This is a genomic window from Chryseotalea sp., assembly GCF_057350905.1.
Genome location: NZ_JBMRCF010000019.1, coordinates 153,714 through 159,713 on the forward strand (window position 1 = coordinate 153,714; position 6,000 = coordinate 159,713).

Here is a 6,000-nt window from a genome sequence, read left to right on the forward strand (position 1 = left end):
CAAATCGAGAGGCTATACCAATAAAAATTACATCAATGCAAAACCGAATACCTATGAAGATGAAAAGAGTACTTATTGTTTTAATCCTTGTATGCCTGGGCGCACATGCGTCTTGGGCGCAAATAGCTGTTGGTGCCAAGGTTGGCGCTAACATCAATCAGTTTAATCAGCCAGGAACCCTGTTTGGTTTTACAGGTGGAGCCTTTGTTAAATATAAACCAGTTTCATTTTTAGACGTCAGGGCAGAAGTTTTGTACAATCAGCAAGGCGGTGCAAGACAAGATTATGAGAAAGATTATACCTCATTTGGTGGAAATGTATCGTACATCAATTATTATAATCGTTCTGTTGTTTTACACAATCTGGAAATTCCTCTTTTAGTCGAATTATCGCACCCCTCTTTTTCGGATGATATTGTTTCTCCGCGCCTTGTAATAGGTGCTGCTTATGGTATGAATTTGAGCGCCTATGAGCAGCATGATAAAATGTACTTTTTTACGAACAGTACAGTACCCTTTGCCAATACCTCAGATGAAATTGAAAATGTTGGATCAAACTATACACAAAATCAATGGGGTATGATAGCAGGCTTTGCTATTGATTTTACCAGTGGTGATCAAACCTGCACTTTTGAAGTCCGCTATCGTAAGGGCCTTAATCAACTCAATAATTTGAGTTATGTGGTTCCACCATTGGATGGTTTACCCGGCACTGTAGGACAAGAAGGTGACCTCTATACCTCCAGCCTGACCATCAGTTTTGCAATGACACTCTTTAAATTCTAATAATTCAAATTCTAATAATTCTTCAACAATTAAAACTAAAACCAATTAACTATGATCCTAAACAAACTAAAGCTTTTTAGCTTAATAGCTATTGTTGCCTCTGCAACAATTCTCGCCTGTAAAGATGACTTTACAGAAGAGGATTTCCTAAAACTCCAGAATGATCTGGCAAAAGAAAAAGAAAAGAGAGACTCTGCTTATCTGGCAGCCATGACTGAAGAACAAGCTGAATCCTACATTGCTGCCCAAAATGAATTAGGTGATTTAATGTCGGTAACAGTACTGGTACGCGAAGATAACACGCCAGTAGCTGGGGTTTCCGTTTCATTAGGCTCTGGTTCTGCTGCCATTGGATCAGGAAGAACGCAGGATATCGTCACTGTGGTAACTGACGCAGCCGGAAGAGCAGTTTTTGAACGTGCAACAATCGGAGATAATGTAATTTCTTTATCTAAGGCAAATTATGTTTCGGCCTCAGCCCGTGTAGATTTTGGTGCGCCTCCTAACCCAACACCTATTACTACTACTATTAATGGTACCACTGTTACTCGCTATATAGCACCACCAAAGCGATTTGAAAATTTTGCTTTACCGCTTTATTCAGAATCTGCTACTGAGGGTAAGACAGCAATTATTCAAGGTACATTCAACATACAGAATGATTTAACCAATGATCCTACTGCTGTTGATCCTATCCCTTCCGGATTAGTAGTTTCAGCTGATTTAAGTACGGCACTAATCAGCGAAGGTGATATTTCTGCATCCTGCAGCTGCGTATTGGATTACCAGTTTTCAGGTGCTGCCGGATCTTTGGGAGTGGCAGCAATTAATGCCACCACAGGTGCCTTTTCTATGCGTGTGCCTGCAACAGCTGATGGAATGACTATTAACTTAATTTACCCCACCATTACAGGTACGCAAAGAATTGCGGTAAGACGTCTCAATGGTGTGGACATTACACCAGAGTTTCGTCAGGTACCTGTACGTTGGGAGCCTGGAGTAACCGCCACTGCTGCCATTCCTGTTATACCTGGAGCGCGTGCAGTGTTCACTTATAATGGCGCCAGCACACCCGCACCTGCTGGCCGTGGTTTCACTATCAACAATTTTACACCAGTGGCACGTCCATTGGATGCGGGTCCTATTTCAGCCACAGGTAATACTACAATAGGTAATACAACATATAGAATCAATACACGCGGTCTTGGTTATTCAAGTTCTCCTGCTGTAGCGATTAGCGGTGGCGGAGGTAGCGGTGCCACTGCTGAAAGTTTTCTAAGAGTTCATATCAGTCAGGTTAATATTGCTGCAGGTGGAACTGGTTATTCAGCTAACCCACATCTCATTGAATTTACCATTACTGATAATAATGGAACAGTAGTTCCATACGCCCAAACCGCTCCATTCCTTACAGCCGGTGGGGCTTTGCCAGCGGGTTTAGTAACTTTGCCTAACGCATTAGGTTTTGGAAATAATGGTCCATCCATTACACCAACCCAAATTCAAGGTTTAGGTATTCGGGTAATCGATACGGGTACAGGTATAGCAGCAACTTCTGCAACACCTGCCACCATTACTGTAAGTCGCCAGACTGAATTGGGTGGCATAGTAATTACAAATCCTGGATCAGGTTTTAATGCTGCTCCAACCATCGTTCTTTCAGGAGGTGGATCACCAACAGCTACAGCAAGTGTAACGGTACCTGCCTTCAGAACACAATTTGACTTTAGTTTACCAACGAATGTGGCTACAACGCCCTACCGTGTATTACCAGACGACATCGGCTTTATTTATCCTGCCAATGCTGTAGATGGACAAACCATTGAGAATGGTGCCGTGATTGACCTTATCAATCCTATAGGCAACACAGAATTAGGAAGTCAGGATCTTATCGACCATGTGAGGACAGACGGTACTAACATTGTAGCGTTGAATGAGGGTTTTACTTTTAGAACAAATGCCGCGTGGACTGCACCACCTACTGTGTTTGTAGAGGACAGAACCATACAGGCAGCTGCCGTAAATCTTACCATTAGTGCAACCACAGGCGAGGTTACCTTACTTAATCCAGCAGCTGATGTTGCTGGTATAAACGACCTGATTCCTTTAGCTGCCAACACTGTTACTGGTCAAGGTTATGATGGTATTAGTGTTGCCATTGTACCAACCATTACAGGAGCCCCTGGTAGTGGCGCTCAATTTAATCTGAACACTACACATAATGTTAATACGGGAGTCTTTTCCTGGCTTGGTTTATCAACCAGGATAAGCCCAGGTTCAGGTTATTTGTCAAACCTGAACAGAACCACTGCTGCGCAAGATTATACAGGCACTGCTGCTTCAATCAACGCTCAAACTGGGAAAGTATATAACTTAACAATTAATGCCGGTACAGGTGTGCGTTTGGAGAATATCAACAACTAAGTGTATTAGTGGTTGGTTAAAAGTGTAAAGCGATAACAGGCTTTGATTGTCGTTAAGCTAATAAAAGACCCTCGCCCAAAAGGCGAGGGTCTTTCTTTTAGTTGAGTGCTGTAGATTTATACCAGGAAATTTTTCGTGAAAAAAACATAAGTACTGCGATAATGAAAAACAATCCGATACTACCTAAGAGCAAAGAGAAATCTTGTTGAAGAATGATGACAAAGATAAAGGTGTAGAATACAGTGAGCAGAGATGTTAACATGATAACAAGTTTTGCACTATTAAGAAAAGATGCTGCATATAAGCTTATTAAAATAACTGTAGCAAGGGAAGCAATGCTATAAGCGAGGTTGTACCCTACGTGCTCGGATAGACTAAGCAGTAGTGAGTAATAAATAATTAATGCTGCACCAATCAGTATATACTGAAAAGGATGGATCTTAATATGCTTTGTAATCTCCACAAGAAATAGTGCAATAAAAGTGAGTATGATAATCAACTGCCCGTATTTAGCTGTTCTTATACTTTTCTGGTATTGATCAACAGGTATTAAAAGATTTACACCAAAATCTGAACCATCCATAATTTGACTTTTTCCAGTCCACTGTTGAGAAAAGGGCCTGTTATAATTGAGAATTTTCCAATTGGCAGAAAATCCCTTATCATTAACATTTCTGTTTTCGGGAATAAATGCTCCATCAAAACTTGGGCTGCCCCACGTACCGTTTAAATCTACAAGGGTTGTTTTTCCGGTGGGTAAAAAGCGCAGACTTTTACTTCCTTTCAGACTAAGATTAACCAAAGTGTTTCCTTTAAAGTCTTCTTCATTTTGCCAGTTTAATTTGGCGATGATACCATTAGACGCGATGCTTACATTTTCGATAGTCGCACTTTCTCCATGTTGAGGCATATTTTTTCCTGATGGTTCAATCACCAGCCCCAGGTTACTGGATGGTTCAGTTTCCTTTGCAAGTGAGCCAACATGGAAGACAGGATTTTCACTGATGCCCCGCAGATCAGATACTGAAAAGATCATTTGTGCCTGATTCCACAAAATCATATCTTCAGCAATACCTAATTTTTGGAAATCAGGTTTACTAAATTCTGCACTTGCATTTAATGTTGAATTGTAAACAACAGCATCGAATATGCCGCGGTGAAGAATTTTTGGATCTACAATTCCTGTAATATCCAGTTTTTCAGGAAGAAAAAAATATTTCTCTATTCTTTCCTTGACCACTACCTCACCCTTTGCTTGTGTTAGTTTATCGCTAACCCTGTAAGGAATAACCAATATGGGACCAGACAAGGTTTGACTATGCGACCATTTATCTGCAACTTCTTCGATTACATGAGATGCTCTTCCTTCTCGCTCTTCCATTAAATCTGCAATCCAGGAAGAAGGGATAAGTAAGATGATGACCAGAAAGCCGATGGAGAAAAGTTTAACTGTGATAGATTCTTCAACCCATTGATTGAAGCGTTCAAAAATATTGAGTGGAGTCTGATTGGTTTCCATATAGTAAAAAATTTAAAAGTACTTTCAAATTCAAAGTAAATGGGTAAAAAAATTACTTCTTTTGTTGTTTAAGAATTTCTTCAAGTGCGTCCAGGTGTTTTCTGAAACTTGTCTTGCCTTTTTCGGTTGCCTTATATTTTGTAATAGGTTTGCGATCTACAAATGATTTGTTGACACTGATGTATTTTTCTTTCTCGAGTGCTTTCATGTGCGAAGCCAGATTTCCGTCTGTAATGCCAAGCATTTCCTTCAATGAATTGAAGTCAGCAAATTCATTGGCAATCAATACAGACATAATCTGAAGTCTTACCCTATGCTCCAGTGTTTTATCAAGATTGTCAAATGGATTTTTCACTTGTCGTAGCGGTAGTGCATTAAAATGCCATAAACAATATGTAAAACACCGAATCCGATGGCCCAAAAAATGAGCCCGAAGCCGGGGAAAAGACAGGAGCTAAGGCCTAAAATTATTTCAAGTATGCCCAGGTATTTAATTTCTTTAAAAGTTCTACCACTGGCATTAACAAGGGCTAATCCATAGAATAAAAGACATACCGATGCAATGATGACAAAGTATCCCTTTAATGCCAGTATTAGTATAAATACGCCACCTGTTGCCAGTGGGATCAAAAGATCCATTACCAATTGTTGACTTGTATTGTTCCAAACAGTTAAACCAAGCTTTTTGGCTTTTCGGGCACTCATTATATATCCTGTTAACAGCGAAGCACCTAAAACAACACCAGCGAGTGCAAAAAGTTGGATAAGTGTATCATGCTCATTGATATAGTAGAATCGAAAACCAAAGGGGGGATGTGGATAGTAAATGATGAAATATGCTACCAGTGCCCCCATCAGGGCATAGATGCCAGCCAAAACACCAGATAATCCACTGAGTGATACGAACTTTACTGAACGCTCCATGATTGAGCGGATGGAGGCAATGTCCTGCTGGTACTCGTTAATTTCCTTCATTTAAAAGTACTTTGTTTACCAAAGTTAGATAACGGACACGAATTCACAAGGTTTAATTTATTCAGAAAAAAAAATGATCTGAAATAATCGGTTTTTTGATGAAATTTTGTCTCGGTTGTTGGAAATATAATGTTCAAAGCCGTAATATTGCACTCCCAAATTTTAGGGAATAGTTCATTTTCTTCCTTAGCTCAGCTGGTTATCCCGAAACATCGGGATGACTGTTAATCAGTCCCGAAGAATCGGGATTGGTTCAAGCCCAAGAGGAAGAGATTTGAAATAGTGATAAAAGAGTAT

Annotated in this window: 5 protein-coding genes; 2 read left to right on the plus strand and 3 right to left on the minus strand. The window is 40.1% G+C overall.

Annotated features, from left to right (window positions below; translation table 11 throughout):
- Positions 1-59: 59 nt before the first annotated feature.
- Together ACO1XM_RS19040 and ACO1XM_RS19045 are read left to right on the plus strand one after the other, a co-directional pair.
- A complete protein-coding gene (locus tag ACO1XM_RS19040) occupies positions 60-785 on the plus strand; it encodes a porin family protein (protein ID WP_486231962.1) in 726 nt (241 codons plus the stop codon).
- 51 nt (positions 786-836) lie between these two features.
- Positions 837-3,209, plus strand: coding sequence for a hypothetical protein (locus tag ACO1XM_RS19045; RefSeq protein ID WP_486231964.1), 2,373 nt, complete (start codon positions 837-839; stop codon positions 3,207-3,209).
- Positions 3,210-3,306: 97 nt separating this feature from the next.
- Here ACO1XM_RS19045 and creD read toward each other — a convergent pair whose 3' ends face one another.
- The 3 genes from creD to ACO1XM_RS19060 are packed head-to-tail and all read right to left on the minus strand — an operon-like array spanning position 3,307 to position 5,703.
- On the minus strand, positions 3,307-4,728 hold the full coding sequence (gene creD / locus ACO1XM_RS19050; RefSeq protein ID WP_486231966.1) for a cell envelope integrity protein CreD: 1,422 nt from the start codon (positions 4,726-4,728) through the stop codon (positions 3,307-3,309).
- Positions 4,729-4,780: 52 nt separating this feature from the next.
- Complete coding sequence (locus ACO1XM_RS19055) at positions 4,781-5,083, minus strand: winged helix-turn-helix domain-containing protein (RefSeq protein WP_486231968.1); 303 nt, start codon at positions 5,081-5,083, stop codon at positions 4,781-4,783.
- A complete protein-coding gene (locus ACO1XM_RS19060; protein ID WP_486231970.1) occupies positions 5,080-5,703 on the minus strand; it encodes a hypothetical protein in 624 nt (207 codons plus the stop codon). The genes ACO1XM_RS19055 and ACO1XM_RS19060 overlap by 4 nt, the downstream gene beginning before the upstream one ends.
- Between the last annotated feature and the right edge of the window lie 297 nt (positions 5,704-6,000).